The organism is Brevibacillus sp. HB1.2, from assembly GCF_013332495.1.
GTDB lineage: Bacteria > Bacillota > Bacilli > Brevibacillales > Brevibacillaceae > Brevibacillus > Brevibacillus porteri.
The window spans coordinates 342,880-366,677 of sequence record NZ_JABMIU010000002.1; the positions used below are offsets into that span (position 1 = coordinate 342,880).

The 23,798-nt window shown below is 46.6% G+C and carries 24 protein-coding genes; 10 read left to right on the forward strand and 14 right to left on the reverse strand.

Annotated elements, in window-relative coordinates; genetic code table 11:
• Window positions 1–2: 2 nt before the first annotated feature.
• Complete coding sequence (locus tag HPY28_RS06520; protein WP_017249523.1) at window positions 3–149, reverse strand: hypothetical protein; 147 nt, start codon at window positions 147–149, stop codon at window positions 3–5.
• Window positions 150–335: 186 nt separating this feature from the next.
• Here HPY28_RS06520 and HPY28_RS06525 point away from each other — a divergent pair, with 186 nt between their 5' ends.
• The gene (locus HPY28_RS06525; protein WP_174230264.1) at window positions 336–3,257 is read left to right on the forward strand and encodes a collagenase; all 2,922 of its coding nucleotides are present in this window, start codon (window positions 336–338) and stop codon (window positions 3,255–3,257) included.
• 76 nt (window positions 3,258–3,333) lie between these two features.
• Here HPY28_RS06525 and HPY28_RS06530 read toward each other — a convergent pair whose 3' ends face one another.
• The 6 genes from HPY28_RS06530 to HPY28_RS06555 all read right to left on the reverse strand — a co-directional run bounded on the left by HPY28_RS06530 (window position 3,334) and on the right by HPY28_RS06555 (window position 9,398).
• A complete protein-coding gene (locus HPY28_RS06530; protein ID WP_173622176.1) occupies window positions 3,334–4,122 on the reverse strand; it encodes a DUF4247 domain-containing protein in 789 nt (262 codons plus the stop codon).
• A gap of 17 nt (window positions 4,123–4,139) precedes the next feature.
• Entirely contained in the window at window positions 4,140–4,646 is a 507-nt protein-coding gene (locus tag HPY28_RS06535) for a DUF4178 domain-containing protein (protein ID WP_017249525.1), read from the reverse strand.
• 25 nt (window positions 4,647–4,671) lie between these two features.
• Entirely contained in the window at window positions 4,672–5,076 is a 405-nt protein-coding gene (locus tag HPY28_RS06540) for a DUF350 domain-containing protein (protein ID WP_017249526.1), read from the reverse strand.
• 66 nt (window positions 5,077–5,142) lie between these two features.
• Window positions 5,143–5,808 (reverse strand): PspA/IM30 family protein, encoded by a 666-nt coding sequence (locus HPY28_RS06545; RefSeq protein ID WP_017249527.1) that lies wholly within the window; start codon window positions 5,806–5,808, stop codon window positions 5,143–5,145.
• A 142-nt stretch (window positions 5,809–5,950) separates the two neighbouring features.
• A complete protein-coding gene (locus tag HPY28_RS06550) occupies window positions 5,951–8,179 on the reverse strand; it encodes a type IA DNA topoisomerase (protein WP_017249528.1) in 2,229 nt (742 codons plus the stop codon).
• An 85-nt stretch (window positions 8,180–8,264) separates the two neighbouring features.
• A complete protein-coding gene (locus tag HPY28_RS06555) occupies window positions 8,265–9,398 on the reverse strand; it encodes a DUF2515 domain-containing protein (RefSeq protein WP_174230265.1) in 1,134 nt (377 codons plus the stop codon).
• Between HPY28_RS06555 and shc the strand changes: the two genes are divergently transcribed.
• Window positions 9,371–11,353 carry a squalene--hopene cyclase gene (shc, locus tag HPY28_RS06560; protein ID WP_017249529.1) on the forward strand — a complete coding sequence of 661 codons (1,983 nt, stop codon included), beginning with the start codon at window positions 9,371–9,373 and terminating at the stop codon, window positions 11,351–11,353. The genes HPY28_RS06555 and shc overlap by 28 nt on opposite strands.
• 9 nt (window positions 11,354–11,362) lie before the next feature.
• Here the strand turns inward: shc and HPY28_RS06565 are convergent, their stop codons facing one another.
• Entirely contained in the window at window positions 11,363–11,560 is a 198-nt protein-coding gene (locus HPY28_RS06565) for a hypothetical protein (protein WP_017249530.1), read from the reverse strand.
• A gap of 146 nt (window positions 11,561–11,706) precedes the next feature.
• Here HPY28_RS06565 and HPY28_RS06570 point away from each other — a divergent pair, with 146 nt between their 5' ends.
• From HPY28_RS06570 to HPY28_RS06595, 6 genes are read left to right on the forward strand one after another with little or no spacing between them, the layout of a single operon-like run.
• Window positions 11,707–11,958, forward strand: a complete 252-nt coding sequence (locus HPY28_RS06570; protein WP_016740748.1) for a spore germination protein — start codon at window positions 11,707–11,709, stop codon at window positions 11,956–11,958.
• Complete coding sequence (locus HPY28_RS06575) at window positions 11,955–12,209, forward strand: spore germination protein GerPB (RefSeq protein ID WP_017249531.1); 255 nt, start codon at window positions 11,955–11,957, stop codon at window positions 12,207–12,209. Before HPY28_RS06570 ends, HPY28_RS06575 begins: the two co-directional genes overlap by 4 nt.
• Window positions 12,210–12,243: 34 nt before the next feature.
• Complete coding sequence (gene gerPC / locus HPY28_RS06580; RefSeq protein ID WP_069849585.1) at window positions 12,244–12,858, forward strand: spore germination protein GerPC; 615 nt, start codon at window positions 12,244–12,246, stop codon at window positions 12,856–12,858.
• Window positions 12,855–13,046, forward strand: a complete 192-nt coding sequence (locus HPY28_RS06585; protein WP_017249533.1) for a hypothetical protein — start codon at window positions 12,855–12,857, stop codon at window positions 13,044–13,046. Before gerPC ends, HPY28_RS06585 begins: the two co-directional genes overlap by 4 nt.
• A 14-nt stretch (window positions 13,047–13,060) precedes the next feature.
• Window positions 13,061–13,453 carry a spore germination protein GerPE gene (locus HPY28_RS06590; protein WP_017249534.1) on the forward strand — a complete coding sequence of 131 codons (393 nt, stop codon included), beginning with the start codon at window positions 13,061–13,063 and terminating at the stop codon, window positions 13,451–13,453.
• 3 nt (window positions 13,454–13,456) lie between these two features.
• On the forward strand, window positions 13,457–13,672 hold the full coding sequence (locus tag HPY28_RS06595) for a spore germination protein (RefSeq protein WP_017249535.1): 216 nt from the start codon (window positions 13,457–13,459) through the stop codon (window positions 13,670–13,672).
• An 87-nt stretch (window positions 13,673–13,759) separates the two neighbouring features.
• Here the strand turns inward: HPY28_RS06595 and ppsA are convergent, their stop codons facing one another.
• The 3 genes from ppsA to HPY28_RS06610 all read right to left on the reverse strand — a co-directional run bounded on the left by ppsA (window position 13,760) and on the right by HPY28_RS06610 (window position 18,632).
• Entirely contained in the window at window positions 13,760–16,375 is a 2,616-nt protein-coding gene (gene ppsA, locus HPY28_RS06600) for a phosphoenolpyruvate synthase (RefSeq protein ID WP_174230266.1), read from the reverse strand.
• Between the two features lie 226 nt (window positions 16,376–16,601).
• Entirely contained in the window at window positions 16,602–17,198 is a 597-nt protein-coding gene (locus HPY28_RS06605; protein ID WP_174230267.1) for an Hsp20/alpha crystallin family protein, read from the reverse strand.
• A gap of 84 nt (window positions 17,199–17,282) precedes the next feature.
• A complete protein-coding gene (locus HPY28_RS06610) occupies window positions 17,283–18,632 on the reverse strand; it encodes an LCP family protein (RefSeq protein WP_174230268.1) in 1,350 nt (449 codons plus the stop codon).
• 237 nt (window positions 18,633–18,869) lie between these two features.
• On the opposite strand from HPY28_RS06610, the gene HPY28_RS06615 reads away from it, so the two are divergent.
• Together HPY28_RS06615 and HPY28_RS06620 are read left to right on the forward strand one after the other, a co-directional pair.
• Complete coding sequence (locus tag HPY28_RS06615) at window positions 18,870–19,799, forward strand: NAD(P)/FAD-dependent oxidoreductase (RefSeq protein WP_017249539.1); 930 nt, start codon at window positions 18,870–18,872, stop codon at window positions 19,797–19,799.
• Window positions 19,800–19,813: 14 nt separating this feature from the next.
• A complete protein-coding gene (locus HPY28_RS06620; protein ID WP_017249540.1) occupies window positions 19,814–20,287 on the forward strand; it encodes an NUDIX domain-containing protein in 474 nt (157 codons plus the stop codon).
• 74 nt (window positions 20,288–20,361) lie between these two features.
• Here HPY28_RS06620 and HPY28_RS06625 read toward each other — a convergent pair whose 3' ends face one another.
• Genes HPY28_RS06625 through HPY28_RS06635 form a run of 3 tightly spaced genes read right to left on the reverse strand, consistent with a single transcriptional unit; the run spans window position 20,362 to window position 23,662 of the window.
• Window positions 20,362–21,735 carry an MFS transporter gene (locus HPY28_RS06625; RefSeq protein ID WP_174230269.1) on the reverse strand — a complete coding sequence of 458 codons (1,374 nt, stop codon included), beginning with the start codon at window positions 21,733–21,735 and terminating at the stop codon, window positions 20,362–20,364.
• A 15-nt stretch (window positions 21,736–21,750) separates the two neighbouring features.
• Window positions 21,751–22,902, reverse strand: a complete 1,152-nt coding sequence (locus HPY28_RS06630; RefSeq protein WP_174230270.1) for a mandelate racemase/muconate lactonizing enzyme family protein — start codon at window positions 22,900–22,902, stop codon at window positions 21,751–21,753.
• Entirely contained in the window at window positions 22,889–23,662 is a 774-nt protein-coding gene (locus tag HPY28_RS06635) for a TraR/DksA C4-type zinc finger protein (protein ID WP_017249543.1), read from the reverse strand. The genes HPY28_RS06630 and HPY28_RS06635 overlap by 14 nt, the downstream gene beginning before the upstream one ends.
• Window positions 23,663–23,798: the final 136 nt, after the last annotated feature.

Here is a 23,798-nt window from a genome sequence, read left to right on the forward strand (position 1 = left end):
TTCTAGCACTCCCCTCCGCCAACTTCACCTATCTGTGCTTTCCCAATGTCAATCATAGCCAATGCTGCTAACAAAGACTGTCGAATGCTGGATGCACATCCTTTCTTCTTTTGTCGATCAACAATCATGTTTTCGTCATAGGCAAACAAAAGTCGCTCTCCTTCCATTCTTACAAAGCTACTTCTCTAGACATTCTTTTCTTTTTACCAAATAGGAAGAAAGAGCTATATTCCGTCATCTTTTGTTTTATTTGTAAGGATTTTCATATTGGATACCGATACTATAAAATATTCAATTTCACTACCAAAATGAATGAAAAAGGAGTCAACGAAAGAATGAATCGATCATGGATTAGCATGGTAACAGCAGGATCAATTGCAATTTCAACGGTAGCGGCAGGCTTGCCACTAGCAGCTCAAGCCAAAAGCACGCCGCCAAGCCCATCCCAAGAGCGCAATGATTCGCAGATTGGTCATACACCCGTTCAAGAAAACATGTCGAAGAGTCAGTTACGCCAAGCAGCCAAACAGGAGAAGTACAGCATCTCCCACCTAAATACATTGGACAATTCAGAGCTTGTTGAATTGTTGAAGGAAATCAGTTGGACGCAAATCCCTGAGCTGTTTACTTACAACGACGACACCCAGGAATTTTATGCGGATCGAGATCGGGTTCAAGCCATCATCGATGCATTGGAAGAGAGTGGCAAGAACTTCACTAAGGATGACGAGCAAGGCATACATACATTTGTAGAGGTATTGCGTTCGGGGTATTACTTGGGGTATTACAACGACGGCTTAAAGTATTTGATGGAGCCAAAGTATAAGCAAAAGATTATTCCAGCACTTCAAGCAATTACTTCCAATCAAAATTTTACCTTAGGTACAAAGACTCAAAATGAAATCATCAGTTCTACGGGAAAATTAATTAGCAACACGACTGTTGATTCTGAGACAATCGGCCTTCTGTCAAAAGTAATGGCGGACTTTAACGACAATCGGGATAAATGGTCAGATGATCGCGAAGCAAGCGAAGCTTTTTACAGCGTCCTTCAAGGTGTTGGCTATGTTCTGATTTGGGGAGTAGATGATTCAGAAAGAGATGCACTGAAAGGCAGCATCGACGCATTTCTCGACCCCATTTTCGACATGGCGGAAAATGGTGACACTTCCACTGATCACGTATGGCTGACGAACAATGCCTTGTATTACACAGGGAAATTAGGTAGCTACTACAGTGATTCAGACAAAGCCAATGAAGTTTTGACGAAAGCAATGAAAACTTATAAAAAGTGGAGCGAGCCTTACTTCACGGCCGCGCAACAAATCGAGGAAGCATATGGCGAGGATGCCAATGGAAAAAAAATCGACCTCGAGGAAATGAAAAAAGAAGGGAAAAAGCATTATCTTCCGCAGCAATTTACTTTTGATGACGGAGCGATTGTGTTCAAAACGGGAGATAAACTAACAGAAGAACAGGTTGAGCGCTTGTATTGGGCATCCAAGGAAGTGAAGGCACAATTTCATCGTGTCATCGGCAATGACAAGGAGCTCGAGAGCGGTAATCCGGATGATGTACTGACCATTGTCATCTACAATACGCCTGATGAATATAAAATGAATCGCTTCCTGTACGGATACGACACAGATAATGGTGGTATCTACATTGAGGGTACCGGTACTTTCTTCACCTACGATCGGACAAAAGAACAAAGCATCTACAGTCTCGAAGAGCTGTTCCGTCATGAATTCGTCCACTATTTGCAAGGTAGATATGAAGTGCCGGGCATGTGGGGAAAGGGAGAAATTTATGAAAACAGCCGCTTGCCTTGGTATGAAGAAGGCGGAGCTGAGTTTTTCGCAGGTGCTACCCGAACGGAAGGAATCAAGCCTCGCCAATCCGTTGTAGGCAATATCCGAAATTCAGCGCCTTATCTCGATTACACTGCGGCAGATATGATGCGTGCCAAATACGGAACCATGGCATTCTACGACTACTCATTCGCGCTTCAGTACCATATGTTCAAGAATGATTTTGCTCGTCTGGATAAAATCAATGATACGATCCGTTCCAATGATGTATCTGCTTATGATGACTTAATCGAAGAATTCAGCCGTGATCGCGCTCTTGAACGTGGCTATCAAGAAACGTTAGAAGAATTGATCGACCAGTATGAAGAGTTGGATGTTCCTCTCGTTTCAGATGATTACTTACAAAAAGTGGACGTGACGAACAAAGACGAGGTTTATCGTCAAATCGCAAAGGTTGCCTCTCTGACCGATGTAAAAACAGATGAAAAAGACTCTGGAGAATTCCGTAGCTTCACGTTGCGTGGGGTTTATACGGGTGGAGCTTCCCAAGGAGAATTTCAGGATTGGCAAGAAATGAACCGCCTCTCAGATGGATTCCTCAAGGAGTTATCGGGTCTTTCCTGGAATGGCTATGACACGGTTACGAGCTACTTCACCAATTATCGTACGACAAAAGATGGACGCTTTGCCTATGATGTCGTGTTCCACGGGAAGCTGGCTCATGAAGATGGCACCGAGCCAGAGAATCCAACGCCTAACCCTGACGAAACGTCTATTTCATTGGGTAAGCAGATTACAAGTATCGTCAATCTTCAAAAACCGAGCCAGGAGTTCCGTCTCGATGTGAAATCAGCCCAACAGCTTCAAGTAGAGATGGAAACAAAGCATGTGGATGGAGTGGCGTGGCTAGTATTCCACGAGTCTGATAAGCAGAACTACATCGCCTATCCCAACAAGCGCGAAGGCAACAAGCTGATCGGATCATTCGATGCGAAACCAGGGACTTACTATGTGACTGCTTATACGTATGGTACAGGGCAAAAGGACCAACCGTTTACCTTAGTGGTTACGGGTGAAGATAGCCCACAAGAGCAACTCTATCAAGAAAGCGAGAGCAATGATTCTATCGAGCAAGCAAATGGTCCATTGCCGATAGGTACGACTGTTTCAGGCGACATGAAAGGAAACGACTGGCAAGATATTTTTGCCTTCCAAGTAGATAAACCAGAAGAAATACGTATTTCTCTGAACCCCGAGCAGGGACAAGGTGTGACTTGGATGCTATTCCACGAAGGAAATCCAGATCAGCCTGTAGCGTACCCGCAAGAGGTGGAAGGAAATCTGCAAAGTGCCCATTATCAAGTAAAGCCAGGCCGCTACTACTTGTATGTGTACAAATATCAAAACGAAGATGTTGTGTATACGGTAGAGACCAAGCAGCGCTAATCCGAAGAACAAAAACACCCCCAAACGAGCTACAAGAATCGTTTGGGGGTGTTCGTTTCTGTCCTATTTTTTACAGTTATCGACGCTTTGTAATTCGCCCCGAGCCCCCTACCTTCGTTCGTGGGGGCGATTTACTTTTCGGCGGAGAAAAGCTCGAGCGCTTGGATGAGACAGAATCACTCGACTTCGACGAACTGCTGGAAGAACGAATAATTTTACCTGAACTACCGCTAGACGACGACTCCCCCTGCTTCTTGAAAAGGCTGCCGTCAGAACCTACCGTACCATCCGTGTTCTTCGCATTACCCCGTTTGAAAATACTTCCCGTACCCTCTTTGGTAATCGGCGGCGCTACTTTTTTGTCCTCGGTTGTAGGCACGCGATACGTTCCGGAAGGCTTGTATATATCCTTGCTATTGTAGCCACGATAACTGCCCTTTGTACTTTTCTTAAGCCCATCGAACAAATCATCCAGTACGCTGGCTACAATGTATCCCTGCAAAAACGAAGAATCGTAGTTTTGCCGGACGTACTCTTTGCTGTCGACCTCGATCAACGTATCCGTCGGCTTGGCAGCGTCTTGCTGCAAATGGTATACCTCATCCGGATAAATGAGGAACATATGCTGCGGATCTTCTTTGGAGATTTCATCTGGCGTATTCTGCTCCGCCAGCTCCAAGGCCACTTCCGGTACAGTCTTGTCTTCCGCACGATAGATGCGTGACGACTGTCCATTGTCTTTGGTAGAGACAGATTCAAGCGGATATGTCTCGCCAACCGCAGGACTGCCACAACCCGCTAGCGTAAGGAGGAACAAGGCCGGAATCAGCAGGAGCTTGATTGATTTCATCCATGGATTTGGCATGTACTTGTCCCTCCTCTCTATGCTCCGCGCAGTACCTGCACGTCCGCTGGCAGAACACTTTCTCCCTCATAGAGCATGAAACGGCCATCCTGCCACTCGATTCGCAGCAACTGGCGTTGATCCGATTGGAATTGCCAGATGTACTGCTCCCCTGACGTATGAAAAGGAGCTTTCCCCGCAACCTGAACGGAGCCATTATATTGCTCCTCCAAATGGTAGGTGACATCGTCCATCTCGATTGTGGTCGGCACTTCGTCTATTGAATCCAGTCGTCCATCAATCACGCTATACAGCTGATAGACAATCTTTTCCCGTTCCTCGATGTACAGGTAGCGAATGGTCGTTCCATCCTGTAACGTAAGCATCGTAGCTTTGCGACTCGCATTGCTCGCCTTCCCTATTACTTGATAGGTAACGAGCGATACATCGACTACATCCCCCGGTCCCACCGTCAGGATGCTCTTCTCCGGTGCAGGAGGCTCATGCTTGGCAAAAATATTTTGGATTCGCTTCATCAAACTCATGCTGTACTCCCTTCCCTTTCACGTCTTACAAACATGCAGCTATAATCAGTGCACCCACGAGATGGAATGAACCAGCCATCATGGCATATGCCACTTTTCCTTCCTGCGTCCCTTTTTCCAGGTCCAGTCCGGCCACTTGCTTTAACAGCCATTCCACGATTCTCTCCAAAAGGAACAGAATGATAAATGAGAGCACAGAAACGAGTAGTGCTGTCCACAATAAATTGGAGGTAATAATGGATTGCGATAAGATATATCCTTGCGCAAACAGCTTCATGACAAAACGCGTCGTGACCGCGATGTTTCCATTTTTGATTTCCGTGATGTCCTTGTATTTCGTAAACAACGAATCGATCCACATCAAAACAAAAAGTAAAATGCCACCGGCTCCTGTCCAAACCAGCATCCCTAGTATTTCTGTCCACGTCAAAGCGAATCACTCCACTTTCGTCAAGGTGTTTAAGGTCTGAAAAAAAGGGAAACCGCCTGAAGCGGTTTACCCCTCATATTTTTTCATCAGAGCAGCCAGTTCGTCCTCAACGGCCTGATCCTTATTCAGCTTCGCAATTTCATCATCTAAAGAGCTCTGTTTTTTGTAAATCTCGCCGCTGGCTTCTGCTTCTGCTTCCATTTGCAGTGCTTTTTCTTCCATGCGTTTCAAGCCAGACATAGCCGAGTTCGTGTCGAAGCCACCCATCGCCTGGTTGATCGTCTTTTGCGCTTTGGCTGCATTGACACGGGCAACTAATGTTTCGCGCCTGTTTTTCAGCTCGGTAATCTGTTTTTTCATTTCAGTCAGCTTCTCGCGCAATCCGTCAGCTGCCAGCTTGTTTTTCTCGTAGCTATCCTTGTATTCGTTCATTTTTTGCTCGGCAGCTTTCTTTTCCTCCAGAGCTCGTCGAGCCAGATCAATGTTCTGCGCTTGTGCTGCGATGTGAGCTTGTTCTTCACGCTTTTTCACCAAGGCTTCCTGTTCTTCATACAGCACCTTGAATTTCTTTTCCAAAGCAATTTGGGCGGCAACCGCTTTCTCTGCTTCGTTCAAGTCTTCTTGCATATCACGTAAATACTGGTCTGTCATTTTAATTGGATCTTCTGCTTTCTCAATCAAAGCGTACAAATTGGACATGGTCAAATCACGGAGTCTTTTAAAAATGGACATGGATTTATTCCTCCTTGAGTACGTACCAGGTTGTTCGGCCTATGTTGCCGTCCCCGTTATACATGTATTTACGATAATTACGCAAGTAAGTTTCAACAATTTATTTTTTTATTGTTTTTCGTAGTGCGCGGCGATTTCGTCGTTACTCGAAAGTAAGTTCGCCCGATTCTACACTTTTCAAAATAAGTTTTGCTTGAAATTGTGTCCCATCCTGACGTTCCAGCTTCATTTTACCCGTTTTGCCTTTTTCAATGAGCGCTTTAATCTGTGTATCCGTCAGCATACGTCCATAGTTCTCTTTCCATATGACGAATTTACAGCCCACGTTGTAATTCGAACAACCGTAACCTTTGCGTCCCATGAAAATAGAGCCTCCGCAACTCGGTCGTGGACATTTAGTGATGATACTCGACGCTGTACTAGTGGTCTTTGCTACCGTTCGAGATGAGGATCTGCCTGTACTTCGCCCACCAGCTCGTCCTCTTGTTTTCGACGATCCTTTCTGAGTGGTACTCTCACTCTCAAACAAGGTCTTCTCAGCACGAGATTGTACACGAACCTTTTCTACGATCATCGTAGCGAATTTCTTCACATTCTCCATGAACTGCTTGTCGGAGGCGGTCCCTCGGGAAATCTCATTCAAGCGGCGCTCCCAATGCCCCGTCATTTCAGGAGAGGTTAATAGTTCGATCCCTGCTCCTCTAATCAATTCGATAACGGTACGGCCTTTTAGCGTAAGTTGAACCCTTTTCCCCTGCATTTCAACATATCCGACCTTTTTCAGTCGTTCGATGGTAGCGGCACGAGTTGCCGGGGTTCCCAGACCAGATTCTTTCATCGCATCACGCAGTTCCTCGTCCTCGATTTGCTTGCCTGCGCTTTCCATGGCCTTTAGAAGCGTTCCTTCCGTAAAATGCTTGGGCGGCTGTGTTTCTTTCTCTTTTACCATAGCATCGGAGCATACTACGCTGGCATCAGGTTGAATGACAAAAGGCTCATTAACTTCAATCTCTTCTTTATCCTCTTCTTCTTTGGCCGCACCTTTCCCATTCTTGGGCTTTTCCTTCTGTTGATCGGCATAAATAATCTTCCAACCGAGACTTTTCCGTTCTTTCACCGACGTTTTGAACAATTCTTTTTCCACTTCGGTTATGACCGTATGCATCTTATATTCAGCTGGTGGATAAAACTGTGAAAGAAAGCGGCGAACGATCAAATCGTATAACTTTTGCTCATCTGGCGTAAGCCCTGTAGCCTTACGATTTGTCGGCAGGATCGCATGGTGGTCGTCTACTTTTGCTGGATTACATATAAATTTGTTGCCTTTATGAACCAAACTACGGTTTGCACCCTTTACCAAATTGTCATATGCAGTGCCTTGCAAGGACGACAAGGTGTTGTGCATTTCAGGAATATTTTGCTCTGTCACATAGTTGGAATTCGTCCGCGGATATGAGATCACCTTGTGTTTTTCATAGAGTGCCTGCGCTAAATCCAAGGTTTTCTTGGCGGAAAAACCGTACTTGCCATTGGCCTCACGTTGCAGCAATGTCAGGTCATACAACTTGAATGGATACTCCTTGGTATCCTTTACTTCGTAGGATGTGATCCGCCCTTGTTTTCCTTTCACTTTACGAGCCAACATTTCTGCTTTTGATGGATCGGTTAAGCGATCACCTTGCCAAATACCCTTATACGCCCTTTCACCCTGCGAAAAATGCCCTTCCACTTGAAAAAACGTAACCGATGAGAAAGCCTCAATCTGTTTCTGTCGATCATAAATGAGAGCAAGGACAGGTGTCTGTACTCGTCCGACAGAAAGGAGCGCGTTATGTTTGGTCGTAAATGCACGTGAGCCATTCATCCCGATGAGCCAATCTGCTTCACTACGGGCTTTTGCTGCCCTCGTTAAGTTTTCATAGGCTGCGGCATCTTTCATCTCCGCAAATCCTTTCCTGATCGTTTCAGGGGTCAAGTCCGAGATCCAAAGCCTTTTAACGGGTTGACTCAATTTTAGATGTCGCTGAATAAGTGAAAATATGTGTTGACCTTCCCGCCCGGCATCGCATGCATTAATTAGCAGATTGCTTCGTTTGGCCAACTGCCCGATCATTTTTAGCTGATCGAATGTTTTCCGATTGGGCACTAGCTTAAATGGATCGGGAATAATAGGAAGATCATTGATGTTCCACTTTTTATATTTTTGGTCGTACGCCTCCGGTTCCGCTAGTTCAATTAAGTGACCGATTGCCCACGTAATGATGTATTTTTCACCTTCTAAATAGGTGCGGTTATTTTTCGCTTTAGGATCTATTGCGGCGGCAATATTTCGTCCCATGTCAGGTTTCTCCGCAATAATTAGTGTCTTCAAATGATAATCGCTCCTTCTAAAACGCTCTAAGCAACCTGTCGAGGTGCAGTCTTACGTTCTGGATTCCTCTCTATTTTACTACAAGTTAGCCAAGTATTCTCGTTCTGGCTGCGACAGCCCACTCGATTTTTGCTAACGCCTGGCAATACGCCTCACTCAACTCTCCTGCATTTGTTGTCTCCTGCGTTCGAGTCAGCAAACGCCATACGTCGCTCTTGTTTTGGTACCAATCTAACTCTTTTGGTGGCTCATGGTGGATAAGTCTCCAAACTTGACGCAGCGTTGGGGAAAACAGCCGCTTTGCCCCTGATCGCAGCTGACAGTTCATTAGTTTTACCTGATAAGGCTTGCCAGGAGCTATATCATTCACATCGTGAAAAAGATGGGGCCAATAATCTTTTCGCGAACCTGTGTGTGGCTGTTCCAATGCCCAAGCGTACGCTGCCTCTTGCCTATTCGTATTACCGAACAGCAGACTATACAGCCTTTTCCCCAAGCTGATTCTCTCTGGTAAGGAGGCAAAATGAAACACTCGCTCACCAGCGAGCTGCAAGGAGCTGCCCTGCTCATCAGCCATTTTCCGATGGGGAAGCAAGATCATATTCAGTTGCAAAAGCTCCTGCAGGGCAAACGGAATTGTGCGGACAACTGAATTTTGATAACCCGACTCTTTCATGACCTGTTCTTCCAAGTAGTTTTGTTCATTGATAATCAAGCCAATGGTGAGCAGCTCTTTGTCAGTTGTCTTCCAATAATGATTCCAGATCGCCTGCATGAAAGTAGAGACACCTAGATGAGGTAGTATATAAAAAAGGTTGGTCTGTCGCCTGACACTCTCTTCATACAGTAACAATTGAGGGTACGCATCGTGAAAAATCAGCCAGTTTCCCCGCTCCAAAAACAAAAAATAATCCTGCTGCTCTTTTATTCGAAGCAAGCGAGGCAATAATTCTCCCCGCAAATCGGTCATACTCCATCCCGCATTGCGCGATACGAGATGTGCCAATAGCGCCCAATGAATTTGTGGATGCTTTTGATAAAACGACAAATAGGCGCGCGTTCTGTCTATGTTGTCACGGTTGTGGGCGAGCGTCTCCTGTCTAATCCTCTCTACCGTCTTTTGATCTTGCGCTGGCAATGGTGCTGTCGCCGTACGGACTCTCCCCAAATTCATGGAAAGCGGCAGACGCGATGCATATTGGTACCACGACAAACCCATCGATGCTCTTCCCCCTCTCTTCCTTAGGCGATGTATTTTATCGGGAGGTGAATGAGTTGCGCGAAGTCCAGCAAGAAATTAATCGCATTCAAGCCTTTTTATTACAGCGCCAACAAGCGGATGGCACTTGGCGCTTTTGTTTGGAAAGCTCACCGATGACAGATTCTCACATGATCATCCTATTGCGCACGCTAGGTATTCATGATGAGCGTTTGATGGAGAAGCTCACTGCTCACATCACGTCTCTCCAACACGATAATGGGGCATGGAAGCTGTACCCTGACGAGCATGAAGGCCATCTGTCTACCACCATTGATTCGTATTACGCCCTTCTGCTATCTGGCAAATACACGAAGGACGAACCGAGAATGGCTCTGGCTCGCACGTTTATTTTGGAAAAGGGTGGGCTGACACACGCGAACATGCTGACCAAATTCTCTACAGCCCTGACAGGCCAATACCAGTGGCCCTCGCACTTTCTCGTTCCCGTCGAGATTGCTCTATTTCCCCCGAGCTTCCCTGTCAGCTTTTACGATTTTGTCGGGTACGCACGTGTCCATCTTGCCCCCATGATGATTGTGGCTGATCGCAAATATGTAAAAAAGCCTGACAATGCGCCAGACTTGTCCGATCTATACGCAGATGCACCTATCTCTCGCGGTCTATATCCGCATCGATTCCTAGAAAATTTCCTCAAAGAGGGGCAATCGTTCCTCGCCACTATCCATGATTCCTTGCAGCGTCTCCCCTTTTTACCCGGACAACTACACAAGCTCGCCCTACGGCGCCTAGAACAATACATCCTAGCGCGAATCGAGCCGGACGGTACTCTGTACAATTATTCGACCTCTACCTTTTTCATGATTTTTGCGCTGCTCGCTCGAGGGTTTTCTCCGAAAGACCCACTCATCCAAAAAGCGATGCAGGGGCTTACAGATAGTGTCTACGTTTATGAAAACGGCGCACACTTGCAGCTGGCTACCTCAGCCGTCTGGGACACCGCGCTCTTGACTTCTTCTCTGCAAAAAAGCGGACTTTCTACCACACACCCCGCCATTCAAAAAGCAAACCGTTACCTTCTCCAAAAGCAGCAGCATACGTACGGTGACTGGAAAATTCGCAATCCAAAAGGAAAGCCTGGCGGTTGGGGCTTTTCTGACTACAACACCATGAACCCCGATATTGATGATACGACGGCAGCTCTGCGCTCTCTGCGCCTGCTCTCCCGTACGGATATAACAACAGCTGCCGCTTGGAAGCGCGGTCTCGAATGGCTCTTGTCCATGCAAAACGACGATGGGGGCTGGCCTGCTTTTGAACGAAATACAGACGCTGATTTCATTCGCCACCTGCCGATCGAAGGAGCCGATACCGTCAGTACAGATCCGTCCTCTGCCGATTTGACAGGGAGAACCTTAGAATTCCTCGGAAACGATGCCGGGCGTACACTGACTGACCCCCATGTAGAAAAAGGAGTCCGCTGGCTTCTCAACCATCAAGAAGCAAACGGCTCCTGGTATGGACGTTGGGGAATTGCTTACCTATACGGTACATGGGCTGCAATTACCGGGTTGATGGCGGTTGGCTTTTCCCCTACTGATCCCGCCATCCAAAAAGCGGTTGCGTGGCTGGTTGCCAACCAGAATCCCGACGGCGGCTGGGGTGAATCTTGCCAAAGCGACCAGAAAAAAACGTACGTCCCCCTCGGAGCAAGTACTCCCTCGCAGACGGCATGGGCAACCGATGCACTGATAGCCGTGTCGTCAAAGCCGACAGCAGAGCTACAACGCGGGATTCGCCATTTGCTCACTCACAATCAAGCAAATGACTGGACAACTCGCTACCCGACTGGCGGGGGACGTCCTGGCGGTACTTACTTTGCTTATCACAGCTATCGTTGGATTTGGCCGTTGCTGGCTCTCAGCCACTACCAGACGAAATACGCGAACACGTAAAAAACACTACTACCCTCTTCGCAAACCAAGGTCTAACGGCTGGAGAGGAACCTGGGGTGATAAAATTACGGCGTGTGGAGGCGTATCAAAAATGGAGTAGCAGGAAAGGACATCGGTGTCCCCAATCAGCACAATCGACGACTTAGTTACTCCACCAAAACTGAAATCACCGACGTCTATTTTTTTATTCGTCACCTTCATATTCATGGAACTTTTTCTCCTTTTCCTAAACTCGCGCCTATCCAAATATCGTATGCTGCTCGCACTGGTTCGGTCGCAAAAACAGGTATGAACACCCACTGGCCTACGACATACAATACAGAGAGGATCTCTCCCAAAAGGATGTGCCGAACATGCCAGCATTCGTTGGAGTCATTAATGTAAACAACGTGGGCGGCGTTTTCAATGTCGGAGACGTCCGTAAAATCGCACCTACCACTTACGCCAAAACCTTCGCGGGTGGAGGATCATTCAATTCTGGTACCAATCTGTCCTTTAAAATTCCACGTAGCGTCGTCTACGTCAATGAACAATCCGATAATGATATCCCGCTTTTTGTAGAAGAAACGAACGATTTCAGGGCAAAGGGACGCGATTTCGCATGAATTTTTTTGTGACGCAACATATCGTAATCAATTCGCTCAAAATCGAAGGCATTAGCAACTCTTCGGTGTGCCAAATAGGAAGCGCCGGGATTATTAAGCCCGTATCCAAGCTGTACAACACCGGCGGATTCACAGAGCCAGCTCCACAGGTGGGGCCGCTGCCCACAACCGGTTCGGAAGAATTCGTGCCCCTCATTCCATTGGTTCAGCCTTCGCTCATACGCCCTGGTATTCTTTCACGGCTTGGCTAATTCGTTGTATGCTAGATGAAGAAGGATGGTCGTCATGTACATGGATCCCGAAATGATGAAGTATTTGCAACAGTTACATGACTATATACAATTGCAAAGTAATAAGATCGAGAAATTGAAGGAAATGATTGAACAGCTGCAGCAAGATGTAAATGATCTCAAGGAAAAACAGATTCCTTCCGTCATCAAAAACGAGTACAAATTCGATCTGCTTAAGGTTGAGCGACTGGAAGGGACTCTCAATATCGGCTTAAACCCGAAAGGAAATGATGCAGGAATCGGTGATTTTTCCATCAATCAATCGATGGATGTCCCTAATCCGCACCAAAGCAATGCCCCACTTTTTGACCGTGTCCAGAAAGAAATTTATCAATATTTGGAGACAGATGCCTACCTCGTTCTTGAAAGAATCGAAACAGAGTGCAACTATCCACTGGATAACAATTATCGAGCCTTTATCTTGGATGACATTAAAAAGCAGATCGATCAACGGATTAAGTATTACCTGAGCGAGCTCCCTACCGATGAACTAGAACCAGAACAGCTCGATGTTTTCGTACAAAATACCGTCCAAAAAGTGAAACGGGATATCGATAAGACCTGCGAAACATTCCTGAAAAATTTGCCTCGTGAGGTGAACGAACCATGATGAGGTATCAAGTGATAAACGAAGCCATTTGTGTAAAGAGGGTCTCCGTCAGTGCCCTCACTTCTGCCGCTTCCTTGTTTATTGGGGACACACAGACAGTAGACCTCAGAGCGATTTATGAAACGCCACCCGAAAAAATGATTGTCGGAGCCACGATCCCGATTGATACTGCTATACCTGCTTCATAAGGAGGTTTGTCACCATGTACCGAAGGACCAGTCATGTCCGTAAGCTGGATGTTCTCTCGGTCGATACCTCATCTGTTCTGCAAATAGGTGATTCCCGGCAGATTGATGCTGTCGCGAACATATTAGCCGTCCAACGTGAACAGGCCATCTTCTATGAAAATGAATTTATGTTCGAGAATTACTCGGCCTTTTCCGTTCCGTTAACTCCCCCTAGTCTCTCTGATCCCATTTGCATTGATACGTTCCACGACTGTCCGTACATTTTCATTCGAAAAGTGGAAGTCCCTTTCTTAGCAGGATCGTCCGTCGTCCATGTTGGTTCGAACGAATCCATTACACTCGAAACGCGAGTCGTAAATATTCGTCACATTTTCCAAGACGAGCAAAAAACTAGAGGGAGGGGGTAAGCTGTGCCTTCTGTCATTGGAGCTGTCAATATCAATAGTAATTCGGGTACCGTTAACTTCGGAGATACGCTCAACATATCACCCAAAACAGCCGCCAAGACATTCTCCGGTTCAGGGGGCGGCAACACAGGTAACGTCGTCAATACACTCAATGGTGTCAACGCAACGAATACACTGGACCCCAATGTCGTCGATCAACCGATGTTTGGGAACATCTAATCCCCGCAGTGTTAATGTCTTCTCATTGACACTGTTTTTATTTTGGCTGAAAAACGAAACAAAAAAAGGAGGCACGAGGCCCCCTTACTACAATATTTCAATATACCCTTCTGTTCCATGCACGCGAATACGTTGCCCGTCTTTTATCAGCGTGGTAGCATTTTCCACGCCGACAACTGCTGGTAAGCCATATTCACGCGCGATAACTGCCCCATGGGTCATCAGTCCACCCACTTCGGTGACAAGACCTTTTATGGATACAAACAACGGTGTCCAGCCAGGATCAGTAAAGGAGGTGACTAATATATCTCCATCTTCTAGATCAGCATCTTCCATGTTTAAGATGACACGCGCTCTCCCCTCTATAACCCCGGAAGAAACAGGAAGACCTACAATCGCATTGGCGGGCAGATTTTCTCGTTTGTACTCACCTGCAATGATTTCACCATCAGACGTGATGACACGTGGAGGAGTCAGTTTTTCAAAAAACTTGTAATCGTCTTTTCGTTTGCTGATGATCTCATCATTCAATTTGTTTGTGCGTACGACCTCGTGAAGCTCTTCAAAAGTGAGATAGTAGATATCTTCTTTTTCATGAATAACGCGAGCTTGTATAAGTTGTTCGGCTTCTTTTAGTAAAGCCTGCTTATAAACGAAGTAGCGATTAATCATGCCGTATTTTGGATATTCCCTAAACCCACTGAAATTCCGGATGAGGTCGATCATTTGTTTGGTTTCTTTTGCTTTTTGTTCACCATCCGGTAATTGCTTCAATCGCGCTAATAGCTCTTGCTCTTTTTCCAAAGCTTCCTGTCGCCCTTGTTCGAATTTCCGCTTGCCAGCATTTGGCTCAAAGTTTTTGATGTTACCTAGAATCATGGGGACAAGCGTCATTGGTTTTTCACTCCAACGCGTTTTCGTTATATCGATTTCTCCGGCACATCTCATTCCGTATTTCGTGAGATAAGCATTGATGGCGTCTTGCGTTTCCTGTCCACCTTCAAACGGAACCAGTTCATCCAAAAAGTTATCCTTTTTTACATGTTGTAAAAAGTCAATGACTTCTGGGTAAGGACGAACCACATCTGCAACACCCATTAGCGCTAATCCCATTTCCGAAGTAATATTATTTGGCACAGACTGCGAAAGTGTGTCTGCTACGTTTTTTTCCCCCAACCACTCGTTCATTTTTTCATTGATCCATTTTGAAGCATTCATAGCAGCCGTAATCACACCGATGGTTTGTGGATCAAATAACATCTTCTTTAATTGCTGGATGTCTTCTCGAATAAATTCAAACAAATCCGGTCCTGATTTCTTTTGAATGCTATGCTTTAACTCTTCGATTGATGTTTGACTACGCTTTATCAAATCAGAAACAATGCTCGGATCGTTTTCGAATTGTTCTTGAAAACCCAAAGACGACATACCTTTATTGCTTTTACCCGGACTCTGCTCTTTTTTACTTACTGGTAACGATTGTATAAAATCTCCTCGCTCGATTACGGTCATAAGCGCATCTTTTATAAGTGGATCGGATTGTCCCAGGGTATCTACTATGATTTGTCTGCTGTCAGGTGAAGCTAGCATATTTGTCACATCAACAAACAACCTTCCACCCGCTTTGCGCATAGGTGCAGGAGTCGTTAACAGGAAAAAAGACAGTCCCAATGGTTTCATGGGGTCGGTCATCATTTGTTGATGACCAACAGATACATAGACATGATTTTCTTGATCATTCGCTTCAGGAATGGGATATAAAGTCGTGATTGGACGACTCTGGACGATAGAAAAAGTATGATCAACCAAACACCATTCGATATCTTGTGGGCAACCAAAATAAGCTTCGATCTGTCTTCCGATACGCGCCAGTTGTAAAATTTGTTGTTCCGTAAGTGTTTGGGTCTTTTGCTGATCAGGATCAATCTCCTGTGTCTTCGTTCCGCCTTCTTTTCGTCCATAGATAGCCAATTTTTTGGTCGCTATCCTCTTATCGACGATTTCCCCTTCCTGCACTTTATAACAATCAGCAGATACCAAACCAGAGACCAGTGCTTCTCCAAGTCCATAGCTGGCATCGATGGATAGCAACTTCCGGTTGGATGTAATTGGATCAGCGGTAAATAAAATCCCGGAAGCCTGTGGGAAAACCATTCTTTGAACGATAACGGATAAATAAACGTGACTGTGGTCAAATCCATTTTGCATACGGTAAATTACCGCACGATCCGTAAATAGGGAAGCCCAACATTTGCTGATATGCTGCAAGATTGCTTCTTTGCCGATGATATTTAAATAGGTGTCCTGTTGACCTGCAAAAGAGGCATGTGGTAAATCTTCAGCAGTCGCACTAGAACGCACTGCATAAGCATGTTCCTCTCCGAATTGGGAGAGATAGTGAGTAACGGCTTTCACAACATCGGAAGGAATTTCTACTTCCATAATGATTTGGCGAATCTTCCTGCTGATTTCACCAATTTGATCTCGATCTTGTACTTTTAACATGGTTAGTCGAGCCAACAAAGTATGATACGTTTCGTTTTGTTCGATGGCCTTTTGATACCCTACTGTTGTAATACAAAATCCTTCTGGTACTTGTATTCCTTGAATTTTTGATAATTCCCCTAAATGTAACCCTTTTCCGCCAACGAGCAAAAGCTGTGTTTTTTCCATTTCCTGAAAACCGAGAACCAAAGAACTCATTCAATATCTCTCCTAACCATTAAATTGAGAAAAAGCATTTGACAAGAGTTCACCAGCATGGTACGATTAAAGTGTAAGATGCAATGATTATGTCTACATAGATACAAACAGTCGTGAACTGATTATATCATCGCGTCTGTTTATGTGCAATAAAAAAGAACCCGGAAGAAATGTCCAGGTTCTTTTTTGATTTTCCACGAATGAAACTGTCCTGCACATCCACTTTTTACAAGCTCGCTTTAAATGTTGTTTTTCGTTCGTTCGCAGCTCCATCACGCATCAAATAGATTTCTAACACCCCATCCTGATACTGGGCCCTCATCCCTTTTGAACTAACGAAAACCGGTAGAGCCAGCTTGCGATAAAAGGGGCCGTAGCTTCTTTCCCCTTGTGTACGAAGCCCCTGATGCTCACTTTCTTTGATGATCCCCTTGACCTCCAGCAACCGTTGGTCGGAGAGGGTAATCTCCAGACTATCGCGATCGAAGCCCGGGAGTTCACAGGAAATAATGACCATTTGCTCTGATTGGAAGATATCCGAGACGGGGGAAAAATGCGAATCGTCTACCTGCCCGAAACGCATCGATTTTCCCTTTGTCTTTTTTTTCCCCTTTTTCACGGGTGGTACATTTGGCGCGGCGGCGGTGGCCGTCTTTTGTGCTGCTTGCTTATTGAGCGTCGCGATATTCTCCCAAAAGTTCGTGTCCAGCATCTGTCCCATCTGGCTCAATGCTTTCCATGGATGATCTGGGTCAAAGCCGAGCTTGGACAAACTTTCGGATGCTTTTTGCAACTGCTTCATGGTCTCTTGCAGGTTTTTCATAACTTCCGCACTCCCTTCCCAGCACAGGCAAGACTGTCTATGTACGTTAGAATATGTGCTTTTGCCTGGGGGGTGTGCTCAAGATCAACCAGTTTGCCCGATGTCAGCACTATCTGTCGCCGGTGCAGGCGGGGCCAAAATATCGGGTGGTGGCATATTACTATCCGTCGGCTCAGGATTGCGTTCGCCGCCATTTCCATCTGGTGTTACAGGCTCCTGTGTTGGTTCTGGAGCCGTATTTGGTGGTGGTGTAACTGGTTTTTGTGTTTTGGGCTGCTCTTTTGTACCTGTCGTGGGCTTGGGGTTCGGAGCTGGTGTTCTCTTCTCCGCTTTCATTTCGACCTTGGCTACTTCTGCTACAGCTGCATCACTGAGCTGTTCGCCAGATCCAGCTGCTCCCACTTCTGTTTGCAGGGCAGTTCGAACAGCTTGCATGTTCTCCCTCGGCCATAAGGAATACGGAGAGCTCCAGATCGCCCCATTATCCAAAGTAACCATGTTGCTTGACGAAAAACTGGCAAAATCGAGTGCCAATCCTTTTATTTGGTCTTTCGACAGATCGGTTTTGATATGCTGACCAACGGTATCCAGTACGGCTGTCAAACTCGATAATCCATCCATGGACATGCTCTTTTCTGCTACAGCACGAATCACCTGCTGCTGTCTGCGATTGCGATCGAAGTCGCTCGAGTTGTAAGCGTCTCCACGTCTGTCGATGCGATGACGGACGAAGCCAAGTGCCTGTTCTCCGTTCAATACTTGTTTCCCTTTTTTCAAACTTCGGTATACACCTTGCTTCGGCAATTCGTATACGAGATCGCGATCTACGTCAACCGTAATCCCGCCCAGCTTGTCAATGACCGCTGTAAAGCCCTCAAAGTCAAGCTGCACGTAATGCTCAACCGAGATCCCCAGCATGTGATTCAATGTCTTTTTGAGCATCGTCATGCCATTTTCTGTAACAGGCTTCCCTTTGATTTCCGAATCTTTCCTGATATTTTCCCCTAATGCAAATACTTCATTAACCTTGTGATAGCCTGGATATCCTGGGATTTGAACGCGGGTATCACGTGGCAACGATACCATGCTCAGCTTTTGCGTAACCGGATTGGCGACTGCGACGACCAGAACATCCGTGTTTAACATACCGATGTTTTTGCGCGTGTCCACCCCGACGATGGCGAAGGCGATTGATTTCTTTTGTTCGTACGGCTTTTCCACCACGGGTTGATCCGGTAGCTTGTACGGGTCTACCGTTACAACGTCCAGTGTCTTGTCTAACTGGTTGAGGGCGAAGCCTGCTCCTACAGCCAACAAACAGAGGAATAAGCAACCCACCAAGAGCAGATACATCCGCTTGCTTCGCTGACCACGCTTGATCCGTTTACGCGGCTGTTTTGCAGGAGCTTGAGGCTTGTCATTCTTGGCTTGCACGTTCGGTTCACTCCTTTTTAAAATCACGGGGTCCATAGTGCTTTGGGCTTTTCATTTTTCAATATATTCTGGAAAACTTTCGTCCCATTTTACCACAATTTGCTGTCAAAATGTAGAATTCTGCCGATTCAACTCGATCGGTTTTCCCTGAGAGTTCTTGCACTTGCGAATCGAAACAGGTAGTCTAAAACTGAGGAAAATCGGATAGATGAATAAGGGAATCGGAGGGACTTGAGAGTGGAACACATACAGGTGCTGATCGCAGGTGGCGGCATCGCAGGGTTGTCCGCAGCAATATGGTGCCACCGATTAGGTCTTTCTTGTCTTCTTATCGAAAAAACGGATAGACTCGGCGGCCAATTGCATCACATTTACAACGAGATTACCGACTTTCCGCCCCTTGTATATGACCAGGGAGCTGCCCTTGTAAAGGTACTGATCGCACATCCTTTCATCCAGCAGCCAAACATACGATTGAACGAAGCCATTCTTTCCATTGATCGGGAAACGAAACAGGTAATTACTTCGAAATCCGTTTATCGTGTCGACTATCTACTCATCGCCACAGGAGTTGGCTGGAACGAAATACCAGCTCTAGCTGATTGTCCGAGCGTCCTGTCGCCTTGGTTTTCTACAACTGCCCAAGCGCACACCATCGCCGGGCAAGATATCGCCGTTATTGGCGGAGGAGATCGTGCATTAGAGAGTGCAGCAAATTTGAGTTTCCATGCCCGACATGTTTATCTATTGGTTCGGAGCAGTGAGTGGCGTGCTCGTCCCGAATGGCAAAAGAAAATCACAGGCCTCCCCAACATCCAAGTCCTGTGGGAAACACAAGTAAGTGACTATCAGCACGAAGAGGCACGGACGGTTCTGACACTCACCTCTACACGCACAGGCAATCCAGAGACGATCGCAGTCGATTGGATTCTGCCACGAATTGGTGTTCATGGAAACACAGCTGGTTTCGATGGCTTGGACATGTTTGGCGATGACTATTTGCAAACAGATTCGTCTCAACGAGTCAACTCTCCATGGATATACGCAGTCGGAGACGTGAACAACGGAGCCGCTTATGCGAGTTTGTCACTGGCAGTTGGTCAAGCGATGAAGGCGGTCAAACATATTTCCTTGCAAATTCAAAACAACAGATCAATGAGCCTGTAGAAGGAGAGCTTTGCATGTACGCTTTTTATGACGATTTCGGCTTACCTGTCAAGCTAACCTTTTCCCCCGAAGAGTATCGTAACCACCAAGCAGGTCACGTGCTGATCTTCGCTTTTTATCAAGGAAAGCTGTTATTTACTCGCCATCGTACACGGGGTGTGGAGCTCCCAGGGGGAAAAGTAGAAGCAGGTGAAAATAGCCTGGCAGCAGCAGTTCGTGAAGTCTATGAAGAAACCGGTGCCATTCTGGAAGGGATTGAGCGCATCGGACAGTACACCATCGACGACTCAATGCGAAAAGACATTTATATCGCAAAGGTAGCGCATTATACAAACCAGCCAAGCGGCCGAGACGTACTTGCCACCATTGTGTTTGCGGATATTCCGCGAGATGTAAAAGGCAATCAGGAGTTTAGTCGCATTCTGCAAGATGATGTGTATCCGCTCACACTCGATCGAGCCCTACGTCATCCCTTCGCGGAGTCCTAGCCATCATAAACAGGCTCGTCCCTGTCGCTCCTCGGCATTGTATCCGGTGAGAATGACCGACAGAGACAGCCTGTTTATTGTTTTTCCTTTTCCTTCTTTCCCGACAACACACGCTTGACGAGCTCATTTGGATCAAAGCCATACTTTTCGATGGCTCTCTCACGTTGTACCTCGTGTACCGTTTCAGGTTCAATTCCCAATACCTCTGATATTTGCCGCCACCCTTTCGTCTCGCTGTCTTTTGTCCCTTGTCCTTGCTGCTCGACCTGCTTGGGCTTCAAGAAAAAGATCGCAAGCACAGCGAAAACGAGCGATAAACCTGCGATTGATAGAAACATGACCGTCCGAGAAATCCCGAGCAACCAAGTAAAAATAGGTGGGCCGATCGCAACACCGATAAAACGGACTCCGCTATACAAAGAAGTAATCATGCCCCGCTCTGTTTTTTGCACGGCCCCAACGATCATGGAGTTCAAGCAAGGTAAAATCATCCCCGTCCCCATGCTGCCGATGACCAAAATACCAATTAGGACATAAGCCCCTTTGACAAAGCTAGCCAGAATGTAAGACGTAGCCAGCAAAAACATGCCGATAATCACAAACAGACGCATCAGCTTCAGTTTCTTTTTGATGATGATTCCTGTTACATACGCCGCTATACTCATCACGAGCAAGGGAATCGCCAAAAAGAAGCCTTTGATGACACCATCGATCTTGTATTTTTCTTCCAATAAATCAGACAGGTAAAACAGTACCCCAAACAACGTGAACAAGCAGATGCTACCAATAAAAAATGCAGGGACAAGCCATTTTCCATGCTGTTTAAACACTTGCGCGATCGAATGCATGTACTGCTTGATGGGGAGCGGCTCCTTATCCTGTTTCTTTTCCTTGGTCAGAAATAAAAACATCAGGAGAACGACACCGCAAATAATCGGAAAAGCTAAAAAGACCATGTACCAAGAAATGAGAGCAAGCAAGGAGCCAAAAATCGGACTTAATACTTTTCCCATCCCGTTTGATGTCTCCAAAAGCCCCAATGCCCTACTCTCCGAAGCGCCATCGAACAGATCCCCTACCAATGCCATCGCGATGGGAGCTGTCCCGGCTGCCCCGATCCCCTGCAAGACACGCCCTCCCATGATAGCCATATAAGGTTGATCCAGCCACAGAGCAGCAAGCCCTGCGACCAAACCACCCAGACCGTACAGGGCAAGGGAGATGATAATGACAATTTTTCTCCCAAATCGATCTGACAAATAGCCGGCAAAAGGGATAACCATACCTGCTGCAATCGAAAAAGCAGTGATTAACAAGCTCGTCTGTAAAGCCGTGAGCTTCATTTCCGTCTTCATTGTAGGTAGTACAGGAATCAGCATCGAGTTGCCCAGCACCATCACTAATGGAACCCCGACAAGCCCAATCAGGTTTTTCGCATTTTGTGCCATACGAAACTCCTTGTCTTACGCATAAGCGCTACCGTCCCAGCGCAACGCGTTAATAATCTCCCAATCAGGCTCGACGCCAATTCCAACGCCAGCTGGTAGCGTCACTTCGCCATTTATGGGTCGTAGCGGAAACAATTGTGTAAACGGGTTCTCCATGACATCCCATTCGACAGGCTCAATCGGATGGCTATCCATCTTGGTCCATGCCAGCAAGCAAGCTTGTGCAAATAACGTATACACTCGTGCCAGCGAACCGTCAAAGGAATGTGGAGACACGCGATAGCCAAACTGACGGGCCATTTGTAGATGCGTTCGATAATCGTCAATGCCCTCTGTATGCATCAGGTCAGGCTGAGCAATATCGATGGCGCCACCCTCATACAAGGGCAAAAACTGTGCGCAACGAATCAAGTTTTCTCCACCAGCAAGTGGAATGGATATGGACGAACGAAGCTTAACATACTCGTTTGTACGATCCATGGGCATCGGCTCCTCCAGCCAAAGCCAATTGCCATAACGGGAAAAAAGCCCTTCCCACTTCCTTGCAGTCGCACAGTCGTAGCTCTGATTGGCATCTACCGCTACTTGAACTTGTTCAGGAAGCAAATTCATCAGTTTTTCGATGTGCGTCTGATCCTCTTGAACAGAGCGCCCGCCAATCTTTACTTTCACCATCTTGAAGCCATTGTCGACTTGCTGGGCGACTTGCTTCCATGACTGTTGCATCCAGTCTTCTGTTTCACGGTAGGATTGGAGGGAGGCATATACCGGGATGCCTGAATGTATCTGGCCTCCCCATAGTTGACACACAGATAGCCCCGCCGCTTTCGCCAAAATTTCCGTAAGTGCCATACTGACACCTGAAGCCGAACGCTGATGCCACTTTCCTACGACATCGACAATGGCTACTCTGTTATCCACCTGCTTACCCAGCAAGTACGGAATGATGCGCTCACAAAAGCCCTTATGAAGCGTCGGCAGCCAATCGATAATTTCTCCCCAGCCATCTATACCAGCCCGTGTGATAATCCGAATGAGATAACTGCTTCGATAACGCTTATACCCATTCGCATCACCGTAAGCTTGCGATAGACAATGAAGTAGTGGATACGTTTCCACGCGCTCAATTTGTAGGTCCAAGACCGCTACCTGCTCATGAGTAGTCATCCATGCCCTCTCGTTCTGCTTGCTCTCCCTCGTAATCATCATAGGAGAGGAAGTTTCCTTTCCCTTCTCCTTTTCTCATGTACTCCTCATACGTCCCGCTTCTCATAAAATGCACACTGTCCGGTCCGTGATAGCCTTCAATATCGGTATAACCGATTTCCTCTACGGCTTCTACAAAGCCATCCGGCTCATTGCTCTCGATATACATTTCATCATAATCCGTTTTGTCGGGTTCCTGGTACGAGAAAGGCGTGCTGGATGTCCCCCAAGACTCGACAATTTGCCAAGCATCCTCACCGTCAAATCCGTTCTGTCCTTCTTTTTCATCCAAAGATGTACGTCCGAACGGCGGCTGCAAAAACTGTTCCTCAATCGGACGTGAATCGTTGACTGAGGGCGCTGGTGCATGCTCCTTGCACGTTTGTGCCTGAGGCAGTGCTTCGAGTCGCTCCACAGGTATTTGCTCTCCACAGACCGTACACAGTCCGTAGGTGCCTTCCTCCATACGCAGTAGCGCCTGATCAATCTCTTTCAATGTCTCACGATCGAGACTATCTAGGGCCAAATCTTTTTCCCGTTCAAACATCTCACTGCCGATATCTGCCGGATGATTATCGTACATGGCAAACTCCTGCAAAGAGGTTGTCATCGGTTCTCTCATGCCATAATGGTCCTGTACGCGGTCTTCCAGTTCCTTTTTCTGTTCCAGCAGCTTTTCCCGGAAGCTGGTCACCATCTTTTGGTCCACGCTGTACACCACCTTTGTTTGGTTTCCTCAACAGGTAGTATGTCTTGGTCGCGAAGGAAATATGACCAATAAAACGGCCATGACCGTTTTGTTGGTCCGCATGAGTTCATATCCACCTTTATGAAAATATCGAGATGTTTTTCACAGC